At 59.4% G+C, this 21,800-nt stretch carries 28 protein-coding genes; 9 read left to right on the forward strand and 19 right to left on the reverse strand.

The window, feature by feature from the left end; translation table 11 throughout:
• Positions 1 to 33: 33 nt before the first annotated feature.
• From R6Y96_RS07965 to R6Y96_RS07975, 3 genes are read right to left on the reverse strand one after another with little or no spacing between them, the layout of a single operon-like run.
• On the reverse strand, positions 34 to 516 hold the full coding sequence (locus R6Y96_RS07965; RefSeq protein WP_318620757.1) for a chemotaxis protein CheW: 483 nt from the start codon (positions 514 to 516) through the stop codon (positions 34 to 36).
• Between the two features lie 10 nt (positions 517 to 526).
• Complete coding sequence (locus R6Y96_RS07970) at positions 527 to 2,650, reverse strand: methyl-accepting chemotaxis protein (RefSeq protein ID WP_318620758.1); 2,124 nt, start codon at positions 2,648 to 2,650, stop codon at positions 527 to 529.
• A 19-nt stretch (positions 2,651 to 2,669) separates the two neighbouring features.
• Positions 2,670 to 3,527 carry a ParA family protein gene (locus R6Y96_RS07975; RefSeq protein WP_318620759.1) on the reverse strand — a complete coding sequence of 286 codons (858 nt, stop codon included), beginning with the start codon at positions 3,525 to 3,527 and terminating at the stop codon, positions 2,670 to 2,672.
• 449 nt (positions 3,528 to 3,976) lie between these two features.
• Here R6Y96_RS07975 and R6Y96_RS07980 point away from each other — a divergent pair, with 449 nt between their 5' ends.
• Both R6Y96_RS07980 and ade read left to right on the forward strand, forming a co-directional pair.
• Positions 3,977 to 4,393: a hypothetical protein gene (locus R6Y96_RS07980; protein ID WP_318620760.1), complete on the forward strand. Its 417-nt coding sequence runs from the start codon at positions 3,977 to 3,979 to the stop codon at positions 4,391 to 4,393.
• Between the two features lie 98 nt (positions 4,394 to 4,491).
• Positions 4,492 to 6,045 carry an adenine deaminase gene (gene ade, locus R6Y96_RS07985; RefSeq protein ID WP_318620761.1) on the forward strand — a complete coding sequence of 518 codons (1,554 nt, stop codon included), beginning with the start codon at positions 4,492 to 4,494 and terminating at the stop codon, positions 6,043 to 6,045.
• Between the two features lie 249 nt (positions 6,046 to 6,294).
• Here ade and R6Y96_RS07990 read toward each other — a convergent pair whose 3' ends face one another.
• Together R6Y96_RS07990 and R6Y96_RS07995 are read right to left on the reverse strand one after the other, a co-directional pair.
• Positions 6,295 to 7,044 carry a heparan-alpha-glucosaminide N-acetyltransferase gene (locus R6Y96_RS07990; RefSeq protein ID WP_318620762.1) on the reverse strand — a complete coding sequence of 250 codons (750 nt, stop codon included), beginning with the start codon at positions 7,042 to 7,044 and terminating at the stop codon, positions 6,295 to 6,297.
• Positions 7,045 to 7,055: 11 nt separating this feature from the next.
• Complete coding sequence (locus R6Y96_RS07995) at positions 7,056 to 7,187, reverse strand: hypothetical protein (protein WP_318620763.1); 132 nt, start codon at positions 7,185 to 7,187, stop codon at positions 7,056 to 7,058.
• A gap of 133 nt (positions 7,188 to 7,320) precedes the next feature.
• On the opposite strand from R6Y96_RS07995, the gene R6Y96_RS08000 reads away from it, so the two are divergent.
• Entirely contained in the window at positions 7,321 to 8,178 is an 858-nt protein-coding gene (locus R6Y96_RS08000; protein ID WP_318620764.1) for a methanogenesis marker 8 protein, read from the forward strand.
• A gap of 6 nt (positions 8,179 to 8,184) precedes the next feature.
• On the opposite strand, the gene R6Y96_RS08005 is transcribed toward R6Y96_RS08000, so the two are convergent.
• Genes R6Y96_RS08005 through R6Y96_RS08015 form a run of 3 tightly spaced genes read right to left on the reverse strand, consistent with a single transcriptional unit; the run spans position 8,185 to position 10,366 of the window.
• Positions 8,185 to 8,904 carry an HAD family hydrolase gene (locus R6Y96_RS08005; protein ID WP_318620765.1) on the reverse strand — a complete coding sequence of 240 codons (720 nt, stop codon included), beginning with the start codon at positions 8,902 to 8,904 and terminating at the stop codon, positions 8,185 to 8,187.
• Positions 8,847 to 9,854, reverse strand: a complete 1,008-nt coding sequence (locus R6Y96_RS08010) for a PIN domain-containing protein (RefSeq protein WP_318620766.1) — start codon at positions 9,852 to 9,854, stop codon at positions 8,847 to 8,849. The genes R6Y96_RS08005 and R6Y96_RS08010 overlap by 58 nt, the downstream gene beginning before the upstream one ends.
• Complete coding sequence (locus tag R6Y96_RS08015; protein WP_318620767.1) at positions 9,851 to 10,366, reverse strand: hypothetical protein; 516 nt, start codon at positions 10,364 to 10,366, stop codon at positions 9,851 to 9,853. The genes R6Y96_RS08010 and R6Y96_RS08015 overlap by 4 nt, the downstream gene beginning before the upstream one ends.
• 292 nt (positions 10,367 to 10,658) lie before the next feature.
• Here R6Y96_RS08015 and R6Y96_RS08020 point away from each other — a divergent pair, with 292 nt between their 5' ends.
• Together R6Y96_RS08020 and R6Y96_RS08025 are read left to right on the forward strand one after the other, a co-directional pair.
• Positions 10,659 to 11,291, forward strand: a complete 633-nt coding sequence (locus R6Y96_RS08020) for a superoxide dismutase (protein WP_318620769.1) — start codon at positions 10,659 to 10,661, stop codon at positions 11,289 to 11,291.
• Between the two features lie 247 nt (positions 11,292 to 11,538).
• Entirely contained in the window at positions 11,539 to 12,042 is a 504-nt protein-coding gene (locus R6Y96_RS08025) for a regulator of amino acid metabolism, contains ACT domain protein (RefSeq protein ID WP_318620771.1), read from the forward strand.
• Here the strand turns inward: R6Y96_RS08025 and R6Y96_RS08030 are convergent.
• Positions 12,035 to 12,520, reverse strand: a complete 486-nt coding sequence (locus R6Y96_RS08030) for an HDIG domain-containing metalloprotein (protein ID WP_318620772.1) — start codon at positions 12,518 to 12,520, stop codon at positions 12,035 to 12,037. The two genes, R6Y96_RS08025 and R6Y96_RS08030, sit on opposite strands and share 8 nt — an antisense overlap.
• Entirely contained in the window at positions 12,513 to 13,034 is a 522-nt protein-coding gene (locus tag R6Y96_RS08035; RefSeq protein ID WP_318620774.1) for a transcription factor, read from the reverse strand. The genes R6Y96_RS08030 and R6Y96_RS08035 overlap by 8 nt, the downstream gene beginning before the upstream one ends.
• Positions 13,035 to 13,275: 241 nt before the next feature.
• On the opposite strand from R6Y96_RS08035, the gene R6Y96_RS08040 reads away from it, so the two are divergent.
• Positions 13,276 to 14,565: an RNA-guided endonuclease InsQ/TnpB family protein gene (locus tag R6Y96_RS08040; protein WP_318620776.1), complete on the forward strand. Its 1,290-nt coding sequence runs from the start codon at positions 13,276 to 13,278 to the stop codon at positions 14,563 to 14,565.
• Here R6Y96_RS08040 and R6Y96_RS08045 read toward each other — a convergent pair.
• From R6Y96_RS08045 to R6Y96_RS08055, 3 genes are read right to left on the reverse strand one after another with little or no spacing between them, the layout of a single operon-like run.
• Positions 14,466 to 15,554 carry an ATP-grasp domain-containing protein gene (locus tag R6Y96_RS08045; RefSeq protein WP_318620777.1) on the reverse strand — a complete coding sequence of 363 codons (1,089 nt, stop codon included), beginning with the start codon at positions 15,552 to 15,554 and terminating at the stop codon, positions 14,466 to 14,468. The genes R6Y96_RS08040 and R6Y96_RS08045 overlap by 100 nt on opposite strands.
• Positions 15,551 to 16,075, reverse strand: a complete 525-nt coding sequence (locus tag R6Y96_RS08050; protein ID WP_318620778.1) for a tRNA (cytidine(56)-2'-O)-methyltransferase — start codon at positions 16,073 to 16,075, stop codon at positions 15,551 to 15,553. The genes R6Y96_RS08045 and R6Y96_RS08050 overlap by 4 nt, the downstream gene beginning before the upstream one ends.
• A gap of 5 nt (positions 16,076 to 16,080) precedes the next feature.
• A complete protein-coding gene (locus R6Y96_RS08055) occupies positions 16,081 to 16,356 on the reverse strand; it encodes a MarR family transcriptional regulator (RefSeq protein ID WP_318620779.1) in 276 nt (91 codons plus the stop codon).
• A gap of 38 nt (positions 16,357 to 16,394) precedes the next feature.
• Here R6Y96_RS08055 and R6Y96_RS08060 point away from each other — a divergent pair, with 38 nt between their 5' ends.
• The gene (locus R6Y96_RS08060; protein WP_318620780.1) at positions 16,395 to 16,832 is read left to right on the forward strand and encodes a hypothetical protein; all 438 of its coding nucleotides are present in this window, start codon (positions 16,395 to 16,397) and stop codon (positions 16,830 to 16,832) included.
• Here the strand turns inward: R6Y96_RS08060 and R6Y96_RS08065 are convergent.
• From R6Y96_RS08065 to R6Y96_RS08090, 6 genes are all read right to left on the reverse strand, one after another.
• Entirely contained in the window at positions 16,827 to 17,558 is a 732-nt protein-coding gene (locus R6Y96_RS08065) for a UPF0280 family protein (RefSeq protein ID WP_404810316.1), read from the reverse strand. The two genes, R6Y96_RS08060 and R6Y96_RS08065, sit on opposite strands and share 6 nt — an antisense overlap.
• Positions 17,555 to 17,953: a 4Fe-4S binding protein gene (locus tag R6Y96_RS08070; protein ID WP_214023174.1), complete on the reverse strand. Its 399-nt coding sequence runs from the start codon at positions 17,951 to 17,953 to the stop codon at positions 17,555 to 17,557. Before R6Y96_RS08070 ends, R6Y96_RS08065 begins: the two co-directional genes overlap by 4 nt.
• Positions 17,950 to 19,458 carry a homocysteine biosynthesis protein gene (locus tag R6Y96_RS08075; RefSeq protein WP_318620782.1) on the reverse strand — a complete coding sequence of 503 codons (1,509 nt, stop codon included), beginning with the start codon at positions 19,456 to 19,458 and terminating at the stop codon, positions 17,950 to 17,952. The genes R6Y96_RS08070 and R6Y96_RS08075 overlap by 4 nt, the downstream gene beginning before the upstream one ends.
• Positions 19,459 to 19,705: 247 nt before the next feature.
• Complete coding sequence (locus R6Y96_RS08080) at positions 19,706 to 20,068, reverse strand: PEGA domain-containing protein (protein WP_318622507.1); 363 nt, start codon at positions 20,066 to 20,068, stop codon at positions 19,706 to 19,708.
• Positions 19,950 to 20,264 carry a PEGA domain-containing protein gene (locus tag R6Y96_RS08085; protein ID WP_318620783.1) on the reverse strand — a complete coding sequence of 105 codons (315 nt, stop codon included), beginning with the start codon at positions 20,262 to 20,264 and terminating at the stop codon, positions 19,950 to 19,952. The genes R6Y96_RS08080 and R6Y96_RS08085 overlap by 119 nt, the downstream gene beginning before the upstream one ends.
• Entirely contained in the window at positions 20,261 to 20,539 is a 279-nt protein-coding gene (locus tag R6Y96_RS08090; protein WP_318620784.1) for a hypothetical protein, read from the reverse strand. The genes R6Y96_RS08085 and R6Y96_RS08090 overlap by 4 nt, the downstream gene beginning before the upstream one ends.
• A 195-nt stretch (positions 20,540 to 20,734) precedes the next feature.
• Between R6Y96_RS08090 and R6Y96_RS08095 the strand changes: the two genes are divergently transcribed.
• Positions 20,735 to 21,445 (forward strand): Nif3-like dinuclear metal center hexameric protein, encoded by a 711-nt coding sequence (locus R6Y96_RS08095; RefSeq protein WP_318620785.1) that lies wholly within the window; start codon positions 20,735 to 20,737, stop codon positions 21,443 to 21,445.
• Positions 21,442 to 21,759, forward strand: a complete 318-nt coding sequence (locus tag R6Y96_RS08100; protein ID WP_318620787.1) for an SWIM zinc finger family protein — start codon at positions 21,442 to 21,444, stop codon at positions 21,757 to 21,759. The genes R6Y96_RS08095 and R6Y96_RS08100 overlap by 4 nt, the downstream gene beginning before the upstream one ends.
• The last annotated feature ends 41 nt before the right edge of the window (positions 21,760 to 21,800 follow it).

Here is a 21,800-nt window from a genome sequence, read left to right on the forward strand (position 1 = left end):
AGGCTGTTTCACACTCTTGCCGGCAACCCCGGCCTACTGAGCGCCCTGATAGTTTCCACCAAGATCGTTGATCACTTTCTGGACATCAAGCCAGATTATGAGATTCTCCGTCTTTGCCCTTTCTGCATCCCCGATCTTGATGATCGCCTTGATGTAGGAGCTTATGGATGAGGTGATGCTGTCGTTGATTCGCTCGATCTGGTCCTCACGGATGGATATGACGCTGTGAACGTCATCGACGATTATGCCGATGTTCGACCCGCCCGCCACCTCAGGCATCAGCACGACAATCTTCCGGTTCTCCGATTCTCCGGAGTCAGGGAGTCCAAGAAGGTCGCGCAGGTCGATTATGTTTGTGATCTCGCCCCTGAGGTTGATGATGCCCGCAAGGTATGGGGGTGCACGTGGAAGGGGGGTGATTGGCATCATCTCCACGATCTCCCGCGCAATCTTTATATCAAGTGCGTAATGCTCCTTCCCGAGCTGGAACTCCACCACATCCACGGATGCTGCCATCGTCTACTCCTCAGTTCAACTTGAACCGCGTCATCGCTTTTCTGAGCTGTTCGGCCATGCTTGCCAGTTCGTGGGAGGCGCTCCCGACCTCCTCCGTCGAGGCGCTGACTTCTTCGGCGAGCGCTGCCATATCCTCGGTGCGGTCCAGGCTCTCTTTGGTCATATGAGTGAACTCATCCATCTTCTGCATGACACTGTTTGTGGATGTGGCCTGGTCCTCGGTGGCCTTTGTGATCTCGCTGATGCCGTGAGCGACAACCTCCACGCTGTCGACGATCCGGTTCAGGCTCCCGATAACCTTGTTGACGCTCTCGATGCCTGCCTGGATCTCCTTGTGGGATGCCTGCATCGACCCCGTCGTCCTCTCGGTGCTTGCCTGGATCGTCCGGATCAGGTCTTCGATATCCTGGCTTGCCCGCTTGGACTCCCCCGCAAGGTTCCTGATCTCCCCGGCAACCACAGCAAACCCGCGGCCGTGCTCCCCTGCACGTGCGGCCTCGATTGCGGCGTTCAGCGCCAGCAGGTTGGTCTGGTTGGCGATGTCAGCGATCAACTTGACGATGTTGTTGATCTCGCGCATCTGGTTGTTGAGGGTGTTGATCTCGTCGACAGTCTGCTTGGAGATCCCCTCGACCAGCAGCATCTTCTTTGCCGCAACATCACCCAGAGAGGCGGCTTCGCTCCCCTCTCTGGCAGATTTTGTGGCCTGCTCCATGACCGTCTGCGATGTGCTTGCAATCTCCTCGATGGATGCCGAGAGGTCGTTGACATCCTTTCCTATCTCCTCGATCTTCTCGAGCTGGCGGCGTGCATCCTCTGAAGACTGCTGCGTCGAGACAGCGACCTGCTCCGTGGCGCGGATGATCTCATCGGTGCTCTTGCTGACCTCTTTAGTCGTCATGTCCACCTGTTCGACCGCCTTTGCCACGTCGGCAAGGACCGCCCGGATGGCCGTCAGCGAGGTGTTGTAATCCTTCTTGACCTTATGGAGCGGATCGTCGCTCTCCGCTTCCACAAACGTCGTCAGGTCGCCTTTTGACATGGCGGAAAGGGCGTTTCCGAGGGCTTCGGCACTCTCGGCGAGCTGCTCGCTCTCTTTCTTTGCCCTCTCCATCAGTTCTCTGATCTGCTCCTCTTTCTTGCGCTGCTCGGTGACGTCGTTGTAAACAATCAGGATCCGGTTCAGTTCGTTCTTCTCGTCAAACAGCGGGATCCCGTACTGCTCCAGGGTGTAGGTGCCTGCGGGAAACTCTACCGTCACTTCGCCGCGAACCCGCGCCTTTTCGGTGACCACCTTCTTGATCCCCTCTCCCGTCTGCTTCAGGACCCTGAAGTCGCGCAGGGTCATGGTGGTGACACGCGATCTATCAATCCCGGTCAGTTTGAGGTATGCATCGTTAACATTCTGGATCTTCATCGCCGTGTCAACGACAAGAATTGGCATCGGGTTCTGCTGGATGATCGTATCGGACTGACGCTGCAACTCCGCAATGTCTGCCATCTGGGATTTGATCTCCTCCTCCCACTCCCGCTGCCTGGTGACATCATTATAGACTATCAGTATGCTCTCGATCTCGCCCGCGTTGTCGAGCAGCGGGATGCCGTACTGTTCAAGAATACGGGTGCCTGCTGGCAGTTCGACGACAACCTCCGCCTCTACGCGTTTCTTCTCCTGGAGCACCTGCCTGAGTCCGGAACCCTTCTGCGACTTCACCTTGAAGTCGCGGAGGCTCCGGCCGACCGCCTGCTCCATCGGGATCCCGCTCATCTCGGCATAGGCAGCGTTTGCCATCTTTATCCTGAACTGCGGGTCAACGACCAGCATGGGTATCGGGTTCTGCTGGATTATCGTATCAGAACCCTTGAGGAGCATATTTGCCTCATCCAGCCGTTTCTTAAGACGCTGTCTCTCTTCCCGCTTCTTCTCGATCAGCGCATTGATCGAGGCGGCCAGCGGCCTGTAGGCCTCAGGAATTGCGGCAGCGTCGATCTGCGTCGCGTCGTCGCCGGCAAGCACCGCCTGAATTGCAGCCTCGATTGCCTGTGGGACAATCACAGCCCCCTGCTCCTGTCCGGTCATGCCCGGCGCAACCGGGCCGGTAAATAGTGCTTTTCTTCCAGGTTTATCGATCATCGGTCACACATCCTCAATCTCATTTATTTCCAAGGCTCTCCAGCGCAGTTGCCACTGCCCGATAGTCTCTGCCTGGTTTGCTCTCCGGCGCATAGTGGGAGATCGGAAGCCCCTTCTGCTGCGCCTCATAGATTAGAGGCGAGTAATGAACTACAAACACCTGCCTGAACTTCTTTCTCACCTCAGACTCAAACGTCTTCAGACGCTCCTTCTCACGCTCCTCCTCGGCAAAGGATGCGGGTGAAAAGATCCGCTTAAGAAAGAGCGCCAGACCGCCCCCGGAGTCATCGGGTCCGCCCCATCGCGTCAGGATGGCAAAATCTGCATTTACGTCCTCCCCGATCATCTCCCGGATGTCGTTAAAGATCGTCGATAGCGCCTCCATACCGTTGAGGGCAAAGGTGCCGGCATCGAGGGTGACGACGGTATGGTCGGCTGCGACAAGGCCGTTGATGACAAACTGACCCATGCTCGGGGGTGTGTCAATCAGGATGAAGTCATAGGTGTCCCGCACGGGGGTGAGCACCTCCCTGAGTATCCCCGCCCGGTCGTCTATGCCGTAGAGGTAGGGTTCGACCCCAACCAGGTCAAGGGTCGCGGGGGCGAGATAAATCCCCGATGTTGTGGGGACTATGATATCAGTGATCCTGACATCTGGAAAACCCTCAAAGACGCTCATGAAGACGTCATACATGCTCTGTTCAACTCTTTCCGGGTCGACGCCGAGCCCGCTGGTAGCGTTGGCCTGCGGATCGCAGTCCACCACCAGAACACGTTTTCCATCCTTCTGGAGGTAACCTGCAACGTTGAGGCAGGAGGTAGTCTTTCCTGTACCACCTTTATGGTGGGCGAACGCTATAACAGTAATATCCAGCACCCCTCAGTACCTCTTTTGAGGTGTCTGCTCTTAAATCTATTTTTCGTAATCACATACCTATTCCAAACACCGGGGTCTTTTTGAAATATTATTCCCTGTACCGGGAGGATGTCGAAACTTTTTTGCCATCCCTCTTCCCGGAGCGGGGATCGGATTGACTGAAATTCCATCCCGGGACGAATTCGAGGAGGCATCGCCAGAGACCGCCCCTCCATCCGAACGGTCGGGGGTGGGAGAAGGTGCGCGGCAATGCCCCTTTCCACCCGGGATCCATTTATGGAGAGGTTTATCAAACCTGTACAGCTATTGGATTGATGACCTCCCTCCCTCTTCACTTTTCGTATGAAAATGGCCCTCTGGATATTTTCATCTGGTATGCCTGTGGCCTTGTGGGCATCATGCAGTTTTTTCACAATATTTTTATAACAAAAGCCAGAATTGTGAATAAAATGGATGAAGGTGTGTCAGGGGAACCGGCAGAACACCGGTTTTCCAGGGGGATGTCAGCCAGATATACAGGCATCATGCTACTGATGGCGGCCCTTGCGGTCCTCGCCGCATCAGCCGGCTGTCTTGCCACGGCGATCGGGGAGGTGACCTACGACGGCGAGGCCCTCCAGGTTGCGGTGGAGAACAGTGGCGAGCCTGTCGAGAACGCCGTGCTCCAGGTGAAGATAATGGAAGTAGACCTCTTTGAGCAGCAAAAGGTCTTCTCCCAGGCGCGGCATATCAACCTTGATAGTGGTGAGAATAACTACTCGATCGAGGTTGACCTCCAGCCCGGCACATACAGGGCCTTTCTGAATATATTCATAGGTGATGAGCGCGGCGCGTCTGTCATCCGCGACCTGGAGGTAGCAGTCTGACCCTTCCTGGACTGGCAGCGGCACGTGGGCTTGAACCCGCGGATGCCGTCTTTAGCGGTGCTGAGGTCTTCAACCCATTTTCCTGCACATTTGAGAGTGTGGACTTTGCGGTGAAAGACGGCTGCATCATAGGCATCGGCGACTACCAGGCGGAGCGGGACCACGACCTCTCCGGCACATACGTGGTGCCCGGGCTGATCGACGCCCACGTTCACATCGAGAGTTCGCTCCTCGCACCGACCGAGTATGCCCGGCTCGTCCTTTCGCACGGCACAACCACGGTGATCGCCGACCCCCACGAGATAGCAAACGTCTGCGGGACGGCGGGGATCGAGTACATGCTCGCCAGCGGGGCTCAAACACCGCTCGATATCCTGATCATGCTCCCCTCATGCGTCCCGGCAACACCGCTCGATATGGGCGGCGCCAGGCTCACGGCCTCCGACCTTGCCCGGTTCCGCGGCCGCGAACGCGTCATAGGGCTTGCCGAGGTGATGAACGTCCCCGGCGTCCTGGCCGGCGATGAGGACCTCCGGGCAAAGATGGATCTCTTCGAGGTTATCGATGGGCATGCACCGTCCCTCTCCGGAAAAGACCTGAACGCCTACATCTATGCCGGCGTCCAGAGTGACCACGAGTCAACAACGCTTGCCGAGGCGCGTGAGAGACTCCTCCGGGGGATATATGTCATGATCAGGGAGGGGTCGACCGAGCAGAACCTCCGCGACCTCCTGCCGCTTGTTGACAGGTGCACGGCGCCGCGATGCTGTTTTGCAACCGATGACCGGCATGCCGGGACGCTTGTCCGGGATGGGCATATAGACGACTGCATCAGAAAAGCAGTCTCTTACGGTCTCGATATCGAATTGGCGCTCCGGATGGCGACACTCTCCGCCGCAGAAAGGTTCAGGCTCCATGACCGGGGCGCGATTGCACCCGGACGGCTCGCCGATTTCTGCGTCATCGACGACCCCGACCGTTTCTGCGTCCTGCGAACGTTCAAACGCGGCGTCGAGGTGCTCGATCCCGGTTACCGACCGCCAGAGGTTCTCAAGACTCCTATGCAAGCCCGTGTGCCGGGGCGTGGCGAGATCCAGATAACCGGCCGGGGTGTGGCCAGGGTGATCGGGATCGTGCCCGGGCATATCACGACACGCTGCCTCCACTCTCCGGTCGATGCTGCCGCGATCCCGGATATCGAACGCGATATCCTCAAAGCGGTCGTCACCGACCGTTACCGTGGGAGCGGGTCAGGTGTGGGGCTTGTCCACGGCTTCGGACTGGAGGAGGGGGCGATCGCCGGGTCGGTCTCCCACGACTCCCACAACATCGTCACGGTCGGCGTCGATGACGCCGATATTATCCGTGCCATCGCCGAAGTGGTCAGGCTCGGCGGGGGGCTTGTGGTCGTCTCCGGAAACGAGGTGACGACGCTGCCCCTGGAATGCGCCGGACTGATCTCCGCCCTCCCCTGCGATGAGGTGGTCCGGCGGCTGGCAGCGCTCGATGAGCATGCGGGAAGGCTCGGCGCTATCGAGAACCCGTTCATGTATCTCTCGTTCCTGGCGCTGACAGTCATCCCCGAACTCCGGGTCACGGAGCGGGGGGTCTTTGATGTCGGGACGTTTTCGGACGTGCCGCTCTTCTGTTGAGGGACTGCCTGAGAGAAGGGGATGAACGGCGAAATGCTGTAAGTAGACCAAACCTCACCACCTCACCGCGCCCGGTGCCAGGTGAGAGAGGGTGTTCTTGGTTCCCGCCTGGAAAACACAAGAGACCTCATCTGCGTCCAGTACACGGTTTTCCAGGGGCAATCGCCACTGCCGGGCGGCGGTCAACCACATCTCCCCCGGTTCTTCGGGAAAAACTGCCCGCCGCATCATGCCGCTCCCCGCGTCCCCTCACCCGAAGAACCTCACCGCCCCGGGTGCCAGAACCGCGATCATAAACAGGATCACGGGCTGGTGAAGGAAGTAGATGAGGAGCGAATGCCGGCCCAGGAAACTGAACGGTCGCAAAACCGCCGGCCCCGGGTCTACGAGGCGAAACCCACGTTCCCCTTCCGGGTAGAGAGTATGCCCGCAGGCCATCCCGGCAAGGACGATGCCGAACCATGGAAACAGCGGGACGTAGTCCAGGCTTGCAAACGATGCCGGACGAATGCCAAGCCAGAGCAGCGGCCAGGGGCCGTTTACGAGAGTTACGGCATAACCCGCGATGAAACACGCCACACTTGCAACGATGAGTCTGCTTGCGTCCAGCCGGACAAAGAGCGGTGCGAGCAGGATCGAGAGACCGATGAAGTGCAGGACACCAAAGACGATGCAGACCGAGGGGAGGAACAGCCAGGTTACGCCGGTTATGACCATACCGCAACCGAAGATGGCAAGACCACGGCGGACATACCTGAGCGCGAGCCCGCGCGCCGTGAGTCGTCGCCTGGCGCGGGCATAACTGATTGTAAAGGAGAGCCCCACCAGGAAGATGAAGGTCGATGCGGTCAGGCGGGCGAGGAGCCAGAGGAACCCTCCGGAGACATCCAGCGGCAGGATGCCGAAGAAGTTGAGGTCGAAGGCCGAATGAAAGATGATCATAGTCACGACGGCAACCCCGCGGGCGAGATCGATCTCCCAGTATCGCGTCCCCGGCATGGCGCCAGACCTCAGAACGACCTCCGTCGGACAGGCGCGCCGCAGTCCGGACAGGTCGTCATCGCGGTTATATCGCGGATCTGCTCCTCTGTCGGCTCGTTGTAGATCCGGGAGAAGCCGCACTGCCGGCTGCACTCGATCACGATGAACGGGCTACAGATCCTGCCCAGGTCTCCTCACCATCCCTTCCTGCTGCAGGGGCATCACAAGTTTCCTGCATCAAGATGGAGGGGTTATCCGATAAGTATATTCCCACGCCAGACCCAGATCACCTGTATGAACGAGCATGACGAACACGTCATAGAGGCCATCGGGAGGTGCCGGGTCGTGGTCAGGAACGGCCAGGTTGTCGAGGTCGGAAGACCCGTGATCCGCAACTGTCCGCTGGCGAAGCGGTTTGCCTGCCCGGTCGAGGATATGACGCCGGAAGCGATAAAGCGCAACATCGAGGCGCGGATCAGGTCATTTGGCATGTGCACCCCGGCGCGGGAGGTTCTCGCCGGGCCTGACTTCGTCATCTTCGGGGCCTCGGAGCTCCTTGGCAGTGCCGTGCGCAGGAGCGACCTGGACGCCGCGGTGATAGTCTCCGACGGGGCGGGGACGGTCGTTGCGGCGAACCCCGCCCTTATACAGGGGATCGGCGGCCGGATGTCCGGGCTCGTGAAGACATCCCCCATCCAGGAGGTGATCGCGCGGATACAGGAGAACGGGGGTGCGGTCCTGGACACCGCGACCGCCGCGATAGACCAGGCCGCCGGTGTCGCGCTGGCGAGAGACCTCGGCCACCGCCGGATCGCTGTGACCACCGCCGATGCCGCAGAGGCGGCGGCCATCCGGGAACGGTTCCCGGAGACCGTGATAGTCGCCGTCCACACCACCGGGATATCACGTGAGGACGCCGCCCTGCTGGCCGTGACCGCCGACCTGATCACCGCCTGCGCATCGCGGCATATACGTGATGTGGCGGCAAAGAAAGCGCTCCTGCAGGCAGGAACCTCTATCCCGGTCTTTGCGATGACACCGGCGGGAAAGATGATCATCCTCGGGAAGGTGGCGGAGACCGACCGGCAGATCCTGGTGCAGGGGGCGAGCCTACCGGTGGAGGGGCCACACCTGCCCTCTCCTCTCTGTTGAAGGGGCCTACCCTTTACCGGGTATGCTGAGGTATCTTCGGAGTTGCGCAAACTCCGCAAGGACTATATCCGCCCCGACATCCGTCACGCGGCTCTGGCGCCAGTCACCGTAGGCGGCAAACGCCGTCACCATCCCGAGCCGCTGCCCGGCCGCGATGTCGCGGGCGGCGCTGTCCCCGACCATCATCGCCTCCTCCGGCTTCGCACCGAGTTGCCGGAGGGCGTAGATGAGAGAGTCGGGTTCGGGTTTCCGCCTCCCCGAGAGGTCCGGTGTCACCACCGTCTCGAAGTAATCGATGAGCCCCGTCTTCTCAAGCCGCCGCCGCGCCTGGAACGACTCCGCGTCGGTCACGACCGCAAGCCCTATCCCACCGTCCCGCAGGCTCCGGAGCGTCTCCTCGACGCCCGGGTAGGCCTCGACCAGTTCGAGTTTGACATCCTCGTAGATCCGGCAGCAGACCTCAAACGTCTCCCCATCGTAGACCCCGAGGTCGTTGAGGTAGTCACTTATGTTCTCATGGTCCTCAAACCCGTGAACCCCCCGAAGGAAATGAGAGAAGAGCATCCCGGGGTCGCCTCTCCCCAGGTAGTCGATCACACTGCGGCACGCCTCCCGCTTTACTCGAACAAAGTCAAAGAGGGTGTTATCCATATCGCAGAGGACAGCCTCTACCGCGTAATTCCGAGTTCCGCAAGTCTCCTGCATATACCAAGTTCCCGCCTGCATTCACGGTAGATATCCTCGTCCCGGAACCTGATCTTCAGTTCGTCGAGGTCGTTAGCCTTCCCGCCGTACTCACCGAAGATTGTGAAACCGCTGCAGTCCACAAACCCGAAGACGGCAGCAAGGTTGAAGAGCAGTCGCCGGAACGCCGTTGCCGTGCAGGTTGTTGCCTCAAGTCTGTATGGACGGTCAAAGTAGAAATATTCAAGCCCCTCTGTCATGCAGAGGTCGACCATGTAGATGTCGGCGGTCAGGAGAACGGGGAGGGCGTAGCGCTCCTCTTCAAACTTCCGGAGCGCCCGGACGATGTTGCGATCGTTCTCCTCTGCAAGGTGGGTGTGCGGCCCGGGTGCCGGGACCTCCGTTGCCCGGTCACGGATGGAGCGGTACTCTTTCAGTGCAAGATAGGCGGCTTTCCGTGAGCGTTTCATACGCTTGTTCTCGAGTTCTGCGAGGTAATCCCGCCACTCAGGCGCCAGTGCCGTCATCTCCTCGATTGCCGCCGCCGAATACTTCCGGTTGACGGCGTAGGAGATCTCGTCGCGGACGGTCTCGACGATAAGGTAGGTAGAGGCGTCGATCCCGGGGTTGTTCGATGCAAACCCGTGGTAGAAGAGGTTTGTATCCAGGGCGAAGAAGACGGATTTCTTGAGGTTCCTGTAGGATACAAGCATCGCATCGAAGGAGGCCTGGTTTGTGTAGCGGGCGATGCCGGATGCAAACATGCACTCCTGAAGATCGGCATACGAAGGGAGCTCCGCTGCAATCGGCTCGTATGCGGCGACCCAGTCGCGGAACGTCTCGCGCGTCGCAGGCATCTGGAGCGAAAACCCGGTTCCTTCCGGGCACGCAACAATGATCTCACCCGCGTAGAGCGGGTATGAGACATGAACCTCTTCGAGAGAGTTGATGAGAACCTGGAGTTCGTCCTCCGTGATTATAAGGTCGTTCATGCTGAAAGTGCCGCTGCGTCCTCGATAAGGTCGTGGATCCTCTGAACCTGGTGCGGGATCATCATGTAGGGCTTTGCGATATCATCGGTGGTCTTCATGGCCAGGTAGTAGATGTGCCGGATATCAAGCCCCGCAACCGAGAGCGCGATTAGCGCCCCGGCGACCGTGACCTTCCTGCCAGAGGTTATGTCTATCGCGACGTCATACCCCTGCCGGATGAAGTCGCCTGCGAGAGAGCGGATCGTCTGCCCGGCCCGGACGAAATCAGCCTCCGGCAGAACCTCTACCTGAATCTCCGGGGAGAGACCATACCCCTCCGAGACCATCCCGACCGCTGCCTCCGCGGTGGATGCCGCCTCTGCGTACGGCTCTTCGGTGACGATAACGACCCGTTCGGGGCGCAGCCCTCTCTCCCGCACCGCTGCGTGGTATGCGTTTACAAGCGCCCATGTCGAGCGTCCGTGAAGTGTTATATAGGCATCGCCGGCGGCGGGTCTCCCGGGAGAGTTCATTCTCTCAAGACTCAACGCCGCTGCTATATAGGCTTTGTTGGGCCCGGGCCGATGATTGATCTCCCAATACCCGGAAGGTGCGTAACGATGTTCACCCTGGTGGCTGCAGGCTTGTGGAGCCATGCGGAGATGTCTGGACACGCCATCCGGATCTCCGGCGAATTCGCGAGAGGGCATCCAGGTTAAGTTAACAGTATGGATCCGGGCCGCGCCATCCAGCGGAAAGAGCAAACGGCCCACTGGAGCACCGACACTATAAAATAGATCCGCCTCCATCTAACGATCGATAACCATGACTGTAGAGAAGATCTCAACCCGACCGTTCAATAAGTATGAACTCCCGCCGCTGCCATATGCGGCCGACGCACTCGAACCGCAGATCTCAAAGGAGCAACTCTCCATCCACCACGACAGACACCACCAGGGCTACGTGACGGGGGCGAACGCCAACCTTGAGAGACTGGAGAAAGCGCGGCAGGAAGGCGCCGAAGTTGACATGAAAGCGCTTCTGAAGGAACTCTCCTTCAACATCGGCGGTCACGTCCTGCACACCCTCTTCTGGCCCACTATGGCCCCGGCCGGCAGGGGAGGCGGCGGGACACCCGGCGGCGCCCTTGCTGATCTTATAGATAAAGAATGGGGTTCCTTCGACCGGTTCAAGGCCGAGTTTACAAAAGCGGCCGCAAGCGTCGAGGGTTCAGGCTGGGCTGCGCTCGCCTGCTGCCCCATGACCGATCGGCCCATCATAATGCAGATCGAGAAGCACAACACCAACGTCTACCCCTCCTTCAAGATCCTGATGGTGCTCGATGTCTGGGAGCACGCCTACTACGTCGATCACCGGAACAACCGGGGGCAGTTCATCGATGCGTTCTGGAACGTCGTGAACTGGGATATGGTGAACAAACGGCTGGAGACCCTCTGAAAAAAACCACTCTTTTTCACAGGCGGCCGCATGGAGCCAAGGTGAACCAGTTTGCCCACGGTTTTGATGCCCAAAAATCACCGCCGTGCTGAGCGTCTTTTGCGGCTGACCACTCTCTCGAGAGGCGGGCAGGTACCGGTTTGATGGCCCCGCATAAACCACGCAACCACGCCTGAACGAACATGTACCCCGGCGCACCATGATCGCCATCGCGGTGTATATATGCACCAGGATCCAAGATCATCCCATGTGGGCTGACATCTCACAAGAGTTTGCCGATTCACCGTCGCAGGCCAGGGTGGTTCGCTTCCTGCTGGAGAACGGGTTTGGCATAAACGAAGATGGCCGCATCGTCTGCAACGGCATCGAGATCCCGACCACGCACATAGGAAGAGCGATCGATACTGACCGCAGGGTCGTCGACGCCACCGCCCGGCGCATCCTTGAAAAACCGGAACTCCGGGAGATCTTCACCAGGATGCGGGCCGTGCCCGACCTCTCCGGGGTCGCCGAGGCGCTCGGACTCTCTGTCATAACGCTCTACCCGAGAGACGCACACCAGAAAGGTATTGTCGGCGCAGCGGTCGGCGTCCTGGTCGATCACGATCTGCCCATCCGGCAGATATACGTCACCGACCCCTACCTCACCGAAGAGCCAAGACTCGTTATGATCGTGGATGAACCGCGGATCCCGGCATCGGTCTACGAACGGCTGCGTGCACTTCCGCAGGTAAAAAAACTGGTTATCTGAAGAGTTCTACCTCAAGTCCAAGCCTGTAGATACGCCTTCTCTGCCTCCGGGGAAGGGCAATCGCGTGCAACAACCGCTCATCAAGTGTTATAACACGGGTCCCCTTCACCAGGTTGTCCGCATGGGCAACGATCTTCTCCTCGGCCGTCCGGGGCATGCAATCGCGTGGAAGAAGGCTCAACAACGAACATTCATCGGCCGTCAACCCGGCACCTATATGCCGCTCGACTATGGCGATGACCGCCTCATCAAGTCCAAACGATCGACATATCTCGCCACCCACTTCAGCATGGCGGATATCGTGCGTCACCCCGCGGCCGATATCGTGAAGCAGAGCACCGACCTCGACCAGGCCACGATCTATCAGGGGATCGGACGCGTAGGTGAGCGCAAGGTCGCGCACCGCCCGGCAGTGGGCGATGACTCCGGCAGAACACCCGGCCATTCGGAGGAGATCGATACAGTCCTCTTCACGCACTCCCAAGGCTCTCCCTGATCTTCTCGATCCTCTTTCTGAGAGCGGCGGCAAGAAGTTCGTTATCATAGTGATCGAGGGTGGCATCGCAGTTCGGGCATGCAAAGTTCCAGTCCGCCGCGTCTGCAAAGGTGTAGATGACGCTGCAGTCCCTGCACATGTAAAAGTCATTCTTCTCCTCGTAGGAGAGTCTGGCGTCGAGTTTCTCGACCGCATCACGGAGATCTTCCTCGATCACATCGTAAATGCGGTCCAGCTGGAGATGCCAGAGGTAGGTGAGCCAGCCGGTCTCGGTGTTCTTCAGCCGCCGGTACTCGGCAAGACGTTTCTCGTAGAGGGTGTAGAGGGTGTGGCGGACGGTGTTGAGGCTGATCCCGGTAATCTCAGCAAGTTCCTCATCACTGTGCTCCCCATCCCCCGGAAACCTCCTGAGAACCTCGATCCCCTCATCCCCGATCATACGCCTGATGTAAGCCTTGATTGCAGGATCATCCAGCAGTTCAGCGACAGATACCATACTCAAAATCTCTCCCGGTTTAACTTGCGGTGGTGAAGGTGGCGGAGCGGGAAGTCCCCACCGTTCACGATGGGGATGAAAGCGGAGCCGCCCTTCCTTCCTGCGATAGATATATCCTCTTGAGTATTCTATTATCATTCACCCAACATTATAAACTTGATAGGTCTGCATATTCGGTACATCAGGATAGGTAAGTCTCGATGCGCTGAAAGAGTATGTTGACTCGCAGATGGAGAAGTAAATGATCGTTTCCTACAAGTACCGAGCGTATCCCGATGCAACCACTGAAGTTCGGCTGAATGCCGCGCTCGATACCTGTAGGTGGCTCTACAACAAACTTCTCGAAGAATGCAACACGGCACGAGAGAATGGAATCTCTCCGACGATGCGGGGAACGCAGGCGCGGATCGTCACGCTGAAAGAGGAGAATCCTGCACTCAAGGACGTATACTCTAAAGTGCTCCAGATGGTCAACTATACCCTCTGGAGCAACATCGCTGCACTCTCGCAGACAAAGAAGAGAGGACGGAAGATCGGCAAACTCCGATTCAAGAGTGCAGCCCGATACCGGACGATCAATTATAATCAGTCGGGTTTCAAGATCGATCGCGAGCATAGTTCGATTACGTTCTCGAAGATCGGAACGATTCCGTTCAACATGCACCGACCCTACACCGGGAAGGTGAAGGGTGTCCTGATCACCCGTTCCGGCGATAGATGGTATGTGATCATTCAGACAGAGCAGACAGTGTCTTCATCAAAGCGTGAAGGGCAGTCTGTCGGTATCGATCTCGGGTTGGATTCGTTTGCGGTCGATAGTGACGGTGCAGTGATCGAGAACCCCAGGTTCTATGAACATTCTCTGGGCAGGATCAAGAAGATCCAGCGGAGTCTTGCCCGGAAACAACGGTTCTCGCAAAACTGGAAGAAGACAAAAAGGAAACTGGAGAAGGTCTATGATCATGTCACCAACCAGAAGAACGATTTCCTGCACAAACTTTCTCGTCAGTACGTTGACACCTATGCGACGATCTGTGTTGAAGACCTGAATATCAAGTATTTGAAAGAGAACGGCAAATCTCGCGGGCTCCGGAGAAGTATCCACAGTGCGTCGTGGGGACGATTTTATTCTTACCTCTCGTACAAGGCTGAAAGTGCTGGTACGGAACTCGTCAAAGTCGATCCCCGCGACACGACACAGATGTGTTCGAACTGTGGAAGCATCGTGAAAAAGACGCTCTCCGAGAGAGTCCACGAATGCCCATACTGTGGGTTTGTTGCCGATAGAGATTACAATGCTGCGGTAAATATCCACCGCGTGGGGATGGAACAGCCCTTTGAGCCTGTGGAGCCAAGACCTCTACATCACATCTCTGTGATGCAAGTGTTGGCCATGAAGCAGGAAGCCCCGCCCGAGAGGCGCGGGGTAGTTCACCACCCTTTCCCCTGGTCCCCGCTTCGTTTCCTGACGAGCACGAGGCTTCTCTCAAGGTCGGCATACGCCTCATCCTCCGATCCACCGCGGCCGTAGACGCTCAGTATGGCCTGACCCTCCTCAAACTCGGTTCCGGGCCAGGGGATGTCGGCAACGCGCGGTGCAAGGCCAGAGAGATCGGCATCAAGCCTCATGTCCCGTTCCGCAAAGAGGATCTGCCTGGTTGCAACCTGCCGCGCAGGAGGTCGCATCGCCGGTATAACCCCGCGACAGGCGTTCATGTGCATCTCAAAGACGCTCTCTCCGATCGCCATCTCAACGGTATCAAGGGTTGCCTGGAACCTGGGATTGATCTCGATCGCCCACGGCCTATCCCCGGCCACAAAATCGATCCCGACCGAACCGACACAGCCGCTTGCGGCAGCGATCCGCTCCGCTGCTTCTATCATCTCTTGTGCCAGAGGGTGGAGAAACGGAGTGAGCGACCCGGCAAACCCGTGCGCCCTCTCTCCCCCACCCCGCAGGATCTGACGGTTGACCGCTATCGCCCGTGCACGCCGGCCGTCCGCAATGCAGGAGACGCTTGAAGGGACACCGTCGAGAACCGTCTGGGCGATGTAGGGGACGTCCGGCCAGGTCTCCTCCCAGCGGCGAAGCTCCTCCTCCGTCCCAACAACCGCGTTCCTCCAGCCCCCCGCACCCCGGCGCGGCTTGACCATCGCCGGGAACCGCCCCTCGGCAAGCGGTGGAACGGGCACACCCAGACCCTCGAAGAAACGCTGGATCTCAAGTTTGTCAAGGAACCGCTCCACCTTTGTAGGAGGGGTGCCGTACAGGGGTATCGTCGTCCCGACGGTCTCGGCACCCGAGGTGACCACCAGAGCGTCAACCGGATGTCGGGATGCAAGTTCAGCGATCTTATCAGGGAGGTCGGCGAGTTCCTCGAACGCAAGCGAATCTCTCGTGTACCAGGAAAGGTCGCGGTCACAGTAATGGTCGACGGCGTAGACGGTATACCCCGCCCTGTATGCCGACTGCGCCACATGCCGTGTTGCAAACCCGGCAACAAGCACCCGCGGCTTCACCGTTCCACCGTCTTCTTACCCACTTTCGCCGGTTCAATCCGGATCTTCGCGTCCGGGTATTCCCGGTTGAGTTCGCTGCCTTCGAAGAGGCGGTCCAGGAATAGAGCAAGACTCGAGATCTCGGAGTGAGGCTGTGTGGTCACCGAGACGTTGTAGTCGGCAAGCCCGTAGACCTCGCCCGGAACCTTCTCAGCACCGACCACGATAAGCACCCGATCAAGGCTGCGGATCTCGTCCACGAGATCGGTCATCGGGAGCCCGTACATCGTCAGGTGGACAACAATGCCGCCGGCGGCCTTCCAGTCCCGGATGCACTGGCGCCACTTTACACCGTCCTCCACGAAGAAGTCGCCCCCCCAGCGGGAGACCACGTCCTGTATGCTCGCAACCACCCCGCGGTCATCCGCCGCGAGGTACATCCCCCGGGCTCCAAGCGCCCGCGCCGCAAGCCCCACGTGGGTCGTCACCCGCTGGTCGCGTTCCGGGCGGTGGCCTATCCTGAGGACTGCTACCTCGGGCATCCCGTTCACTCCTTCTTTGCCCGGATTACACCGTTCTCGATGACAAACGGGAGGTCAACCCTGCTGTGGCGGCACCGACACGCTATCAGCGATTCCTGGATGGAGAGAAGGCGTACCATCTCACCCGACCGCTGTACCAGGAGATAGTGCTCCAGACGCTCGAGCGATGCCATGACCGCATCGGGTTCAAACCCGGTGGCTGCTATAAGATCTTTGACCGTGATGCTGCCGGTTTGTGGAATCCCGTGATATACGGCCCAATCCAGATCCTCCTCACGCACACCTACTCTTTTTTCCGGCGAGACCAATATAGTTATTCATGCACCCGCCGGTCGCGGCGCGGTCGTACAGCGAGGAGTCAGGTATGGTCGATTACACCGAACTTGCGGAACTTGCCGATACCCTGTTTGAGGCGAGCGATGATGATGACGAACTCCTGGCAGAGATGCTGGATACGCTTGATGCAGAGACGCTGAATGCGCTCATCTCTTCCGATCTCCTAAACGCCTACCAGGTCTTCTACTACTTTTTCCGGGAGACCCCGGACGACCTGGCGAGAGAGCGGCTCCAGCTCCATGCCGCCTCAGACCTTGCCCGCGGAATCATCATAAAAGAGGTGGATATCTACGAGGCGGTCTTCTTGGTGGAGAAAGGGGAACCGGTGTTAATTCTTACCGACGGGGATACCACGCTTGCACGGTTCGCCGGCCCTGAGGCATACGAGAGGATCGGCATCTACATCGAAGAGTCTCTATGAACCTGGACGGTGAAACGGTTGCCTGCCAGCGGTGATCAGCCGTTCGTCCACCCTCGCCCGCACGACCTGGGGAAGATCGCCCCAGCGGATCACCGTATCCCCGATTATGGCAAGCACCCCGGCAACACCGGAACCCTCCAGTCTGTCCAGGACGGAGGTGTCCTTTGCCGTGATCTGGTTGCAGACCGCCGTTGCCCACGCGTCTGCGAGAGCGACGTCCGGGGAAAAGACCGTTACGGCATCGGCGATACCGAAACTGATGGACGGCCCCACCGTCGCCGACGAGGTGCAGACCCCCAGGATCTCGGCCTGCGGCGGGACCCGAAACGCGATCCGCCCGCTCAAGGGCGATGCCCCTGCATAGATCCCGATCGTGACCTGGCGGTCGCTCACCAGGGCTATATCCCCGCCGTTGTCGATGAGACCAAACGACGCCCCCGCCCCGGCCATCGCCTCCACCCCGGCTCCGGCTATGGCGCCTGCCACCGCTGCCATCGGCCCGACACCCGCCTCAGCGGCGGCGCGGGCCATCCTCGTCGGAGTATTTGCGGCGTTAGGGGGGATATACGGCTCGAACGTCGCCCCGAAAAAAGGGTCGCGGCCGATCTGATCCTCGACCTCCCGTCGGGCGGCCAGCATCCCGGCCTTCGCTGCCTCGATATGCCCCGGGTCGTCGGCGATGACCGTCGCGATCGTCTGACGGAACTCGAAATGCTCCCGGATCATTCCTGCTGTGAGAGAGCGCCGTGCGGGCATGCCTGGATGCATCTGCCGCAGAGGACGCATCGTTCAGCGTTCACGCATAGCCGCCACTCGGGATCGAAGGAGAAGACCTCCTGCGGGCATACGCTTATGCAGGCACCGCAGTCGACACACTCCTCCTCGTCGCGGATGATGGCATCAACCACCGCCCGGACAGACACACCCATCTCCTCAAAACGCCGCTGGATGAGGTCAGCATCGCCGTCCGGGACGTCCACCAGCACCTCGCCGGCCATCGAGTCGATGTTGGCCTTCTCGACGTTGATGAGGACACCGGTCTCCTTCACCACGCGGGCGATAACCGGTTCCCTGCCGGGGTCGTGCTCGCCCTTGCGGGAGAACGTCAGCAGGAGTTTCATCGCCACCGCCTCCCGGGGAGCAGTTTACCGAGATCGATCGCAGACAGGATGCCGACAACCCTGTTCCCGGCATCCACCACCGGCAGCGCGCTGATGTTGTTCTGCTCAAGTTTCTGCGCGGCTATATCCACAGGTTCGTCCGGCGTGGTCCTGATCACGTTCCGCGTCATGATATCCTTCACCCGCCGGAACCGGCCGTCGCTCACCACAGCCTTCGAGACGTCGTAGGTGGTGACTATCCCGACCAGCAGACCGCTCGCGTCCACGACCGGGAGATGGTTTGTCTCCCCTTTGAGGAGTTTTTTTGCTGCAACCCTGATGTCCTCATCCTCGGTGATGCTGATCACCCGCCGGTCCATGATCTCGCGGACACGGGGGGTCACAACCGTCTCACGCATGGGTTTTGAGCGTTTCGCCGGGTCGATCCTGCGGGTGGGGAGCGCAAGTTCCATCTTCCCGGCCTCGATCCAGGTCTTGAGTTCCCGGGCCACCGCCCGTGCACGCCGGTAACTCGATAGAGGGGATGTCCTGACGGTCTCACCGCCGATCTCGACCGACCCACTCTTCAGGTCTGCGTAACTCACCCTTGCAAGCGACGGCCGGTCGCGCCGGGGTGTGCCGTAATCGATGATATCCGTAATGATGTCCTCATCGCGGACGGCGGTGCTCCGGACAACCCCCGTATCGAGAACGGGTATCGGCACGCCGACACCGATATACATCGTCACGCCGTAACCGCTCATGACCGCGGCACGCAGGAACTCCTGCCGCATCTCTTTTAAGTCGCCGGTCACCATCAGGTTTCCAAACCCGGTAGCCGCCGAGTGCTGGGTGCCCTCGCCGACGATCATCCCCCTCGCACCTGCGAGGAAGATCGGGACGCCGCTCCCGATGACCCGGAAAGCAGGGTCGTTGGCAAGTGGTGAGAGGGTTCCTGCACCGGAGTAGGAGACGTTGCCGCAGCGGGGAAGGAGGGTGCCCATGTAGGTGTGGAGCGTCCGGTCGGTGGCGTTCGTCGCCGCGTTGTAACGCTGGAAGGCGTTTCTCGGGTTGACCATGACCGCCTGGTTCATGTCCTCGAGAAGAAGCTCCGTGGTTATGCTCCTGCGCGGGTAGCAGTCGGTACCGTGGGAGGTTGCCCGCAGTTCCACGGTGGCACCGGAGACAAACTCTTCCAGGACATGCGCACCACCGTAGGGGCGGTCGCGGGTCTCGGCCTCCTGGGTTGCGCCAAGGTAGGCATCGACCGCCGCTATCCCGGCGTATGCTTCCACGTCGTTGAGCCAGACGCGCTCCATCCTTATGGGGGGGTCGGCGTGCCCGAAGTTGAAGAAGGCACCGGTAGAGCACATTGCCCCGAACGTCCCGGTCGTGACGACATCGACCTCCTCCAGTGCCCCCTCCTCTCCCAGTTCGTCGACTATTGCCGGCATCTCTTCGGCAGTGACAACCCGTGCACTACCTTCGCGTATCCGGGCATTGATGAGATCGAGGGACTTTTCCATGACCATATATTCATTTTGGAATACTTATAGGTGTTGTTTATTACCTTTGGTAATTGAAGCGGCATCAAACCGACGCCTTCCAGGCTGTGACCAACTTCACCGGCCTATCGCGGGACGGATCCCGGGGGGATGGGGCAGGTGTGGGCGTCCTCCACGGGGTGATCTCCCATCGATACCGTGTCCGGAAAGAGGCATCCCTGCCAGGGGTTGCCGCTGATTCGCGGGAAAAAAGGTGCCGGGGTGGTCCTCAGTCACGCCGGCGCATGGCGACCAGGAGACCGATGAGGCCGAGCGCGCCTACCACAGCAAACGGCGCCATCCCGGTACCTGGCGTCTGGATGGGTGAGAGAGAGGCCGATGCTGAAGAGGTGCTCCCCGCACCGACCTCCACGGTTGTCGAGTAGTCGTTGTAGCCTGCGAGCGCCAGTCTGACCTGGTGGGTTCCGGTGGGAATACCATCGAGTGTCAGGGGGGTGATGCCCCGGTAGACGTTATCGATGTAGGCCTGGGCGCCCGCGGGCGAGGAGGTGACCGAGATCGAGCCCGCTGTGGAGGGTTGACCGGGCTGGAGCGTCGCGGTGACGTGACTTGTGGTTGCAGCACTGACGATTGACCGACGTGGTGTAGTCCTGGTATCCGGAGAGGGCCACCCTCACGGTGTGGCCGCCGACCTGGACGTTCGATATCGTGTAGACACCCGCCGATGGTGTTCTGCCCTGGTACTTCTCGTCCAGGAAGACATCCGCCCCTGCGGGGTAGGAGACCACGTCAATTACCCCGGTGGTCTCGACGGGCTGAAGTGTCACGTATGTCCACCGTCTCCCCTACCGCAGGACTCGATGGGAGGCTGCCGGTGTAGGTATGGTAGCCGCTCTTCTCGACCCGGATTGTGCTGTAGGGCGAATCCGGTTGTGTAGACCGGGACATCAAGCGATCCCCCGTATGTGGTGCCCTGGTAGCGGCCGTCAAAGTAGACGTCGGCACCGTCGATGTTGCAGTGGACGCGATACCATCCTTCATCCCCGCCGATCTGGGCAGATACCGCGGGGATGAGCGCCATTCCAATGATAAAAGATCTCATTATACCGTCTCCGATGGATGGGTAGTGTTTCTGCGGATGACCTTTCCTATTTTATCCGGCCTCTACTCCGTGGTTTCTGGGATATACAGCAGATATCCCCTCTGATCGGGCATGACCTCCAGGCGGCCAAATTTTCGGTGCCGGCCCCCCACATCTCGTTCAGCCTTTTATCCCCTGAGATCGTAGGGATATAATATGGATATCAAGGACTTCATCGCCGCAATGGAGGAGGCTGCACCACCCGACCTTGCCGAAGAGTATGATGAAGGCAGGATCGGTCTCATCGTCGAGGGGAGAAGCGAGATCGAAGAGGTCTGCTGTGCGCTCGACGCCACGGAGAGGGTTGTGAATGCCGCAGCACGCGCCGGCGCGGATATGCTGGTCGTCCACCACACCCCGCTCTGGAGACCGGTCACGGCTATCCGGGGGGTGACATCACGCCTGCTTTCAGTCATCCTCTCTCTCAGGATGAACCTCTACGTGATCCACACAAACTTTGATCGTGCCGAAGGCGGTGTAAACGACGTCCTGGCGTCACGGCTCGGGCTTTCCAGGACAGAACGGATGACCACCGGCATCGTCGGCGACTGCTCTCTTGACCCGGGAGAGATCGCCCGCCTCCTCCCCGGCGGGGGGATCCGGGTCTACGGCAGGGTGGGCGTGATCCGGCGCCTCGCGATCGTGGGTGGTGCAGGGTTTGACCCTGACCTGATACAGGAAGCCGCAAATCTGGGGGCTGACGCCTTCCTCTCGGCGGAGTTAAAACACAGCGTTGCCCGTGCTTCACCCATCCCCTGCCTTGAGGCCACCCATTACGCCCTCGAGGCCCCGGCCATGGAAGCGCTTGCATCCCGGATGGGCTGGCATTATATCCCGGATCCACCAGATGTAGCGATAGTTCCATGAGTGATATCTGGCAGGAGATCGAGCGGGAGGGGGCGTTGACACCGGAACTGCGCACCTGCATCGAGCGTGCCTATGGGGAACGGGGGAGAAAGGCGCTTGTGGCCGTCGACGACGGTCAGGTAAAACGCTACCGCGACTTCTTCATCGTGGTGGGGCGCAGCAGCGAGTACGTTGTTGAGAGCAATTTCTGCACATGCAGCGACTTCCTCTTCAGAGGACGGGAGTGCTGGCACATACTTGCGGTGCGGATCGCCGAAAGAACGGGACTGTATGAATCATACGACATCTGGTATCAGGATACATGGAACCCTTGAACGGGGCGTACAAACAACTATATCGGTCACAACCCTACCTA

Origin of the sequence: Methanoculleus receptaculi, from assembly GCF_033472595.1 — an archaeon.
GTDB lineage: Archaea > Halobacteriota > Methanomicrobia > Methanomicrobiales > Methanoculleaceae > Methanoculleus > Methanoculleus receptaculi.

Excerpts from the sequence above, each read along its gene's own strand:
- R6Y96_RS07965 (WP_318620757.1), bottom strand. The coding sequence starts at position 516 with ATGGCAGCATCCGTGGATGTGGTGGAGTTCCAGCTCGGGAAGGAGCAT.
- R6Y96_RS07970 (WP_318620758.1), bottom strand. The coding sequence starts at position 2,650 with ATGATCGATAAACCTGGAAGAAAAGCACTATTTACCGGCCCGGTTGCG.
- R6Y96_RS07980 (WP_318620760.1), top strand. The coding sequence starts at position 3,977 with ATGGATGAAGGTGTGTCAGGGGAACCGGCAGAACACCGGTTTTCCAGG.
- R6Y96_RS07990 (WP_318620762.1), bottom strand. The coding sequence starts at position 7,044 with ATGCCGGGGACGCGATACTGGGAGATCGATCTCGCCCGCGGGGTTGCC.
- R6Y96_RS08000 (WP_318620764.1), top strand. The coding sequence starts at position 7,321 with ATGAACGAGCATGACGAACACGTCATAGAGGCCATCGGGAGGTGCCGG.
- R6Y96_RS08005 (WP_318620765.1), bottom strand. The coding sequence starts at position 8,904 with ATGCAGGCGGGAACTTGGTATATGCAGGAGACTTGCGGAACTCGGAAT.
- R6Y96_RS08010 (WP_318620766.1), bottom strand. The coding sequence starts at position 9,854 with ATGAACGACCTTATAATCACGGAGGACGAACTCCAGGTTCTCATCAAC.
- R6Y96_RS08015 (WP_318620767.1), bottom strand. The coding sequence starts at position 10,366 with ATGAACTCTCCCGGGAGACCCGCCGCCGGCGATGCCTATATAACACTT.
- R6Y96_RS08020 (WP_318620769.1), top strand. The coding sequence starts at position 10,659 with ATGACTGTAGAGAAGATCTCAACCCGACCGTTCAATAAGTATGAACTC.
- R6Y96_RS08025 (WP_318620771.1), top strand. The coding sequence starts at position 11,539 with ATGTGGGCTGACATCTCACAAGAGTTTGCCGATTCACCGTCGCAGGCC.
- R6Y96_RS08035 (WP_318620774.1), bottom strand. The coding sequence starts at position 13,034 with ATGGTATCTGTCGCTGAACTGCTGGATGATCCTGCAATCAAGGCTTAC.
- R6Y96_RS08040 (WP_318620776.1), top strand. The coding sequence starts at position 13,276 with ATGATCGTTTCCTACAAGTACCGAGCGTATCCCGATGCAACCACTGAA.
- R6Y96_RS08050 (WP_318620778.1), bottom strand. The coding sequence starts at position 16,075 with ATGCCCGAGGTAGCAGTCCTCAGGATAGGCCACCGCCCGGAACGCGAC.
- R6Y96_RS08060 (WP_318620780.1), top strand. The coding sequence starts at position 16,395 with ATGCACCCGCCGGTCGCGGCGCGGTCGTACAGCGAGGAGTCAGGTATG.
- R6Y96_RS08065 (WP_404810316.1), bottom strand. The coding sequence starts at position 17,558 with ATGATCCGGGAGCATTTCGAGTTCCGTCAGACGATCGCGACGGTCATC.
- R6Y96_RS08070 (WP_214023174.1), bottom strand. The coding sequence starts at position 17,953 with ATGAAACTCCTGCTGACGTTCTCCCGCAAGGGCGAGCACGACCCCGGC.
- R6Y96_RS08075 (WP_318620782.1), bottom strand. The coding sequence starts at position 19,458 with ATGGAAAAGTCCCTCGATCTCATCAATGCCCGGATACGCGAAGGTAGT.
- R6Y96_RS08090 (WP_318620784.1), bottom strand. The coding sequence starts at position 20,539 with ATGAGATCTTTTATCATTGGAATGGCGCTCATCCCCGCGGTATCTGCC.
- R6Y96_RS08095 (WP_318620785.1), top strand. The coding sequence starts at position 20,735 with ATGGATATCAAGGACTTCATCGCCGCAATGGAGGAGGCTGCACCACCC.
- R6Y96_RS08100 (WP_318620787.1), top strand. The coding sequence starts at position 21,442 with ATGAGTGATATCTGGCAGGAGATCGAGCGGGAGGGGGCGTTGACACCG.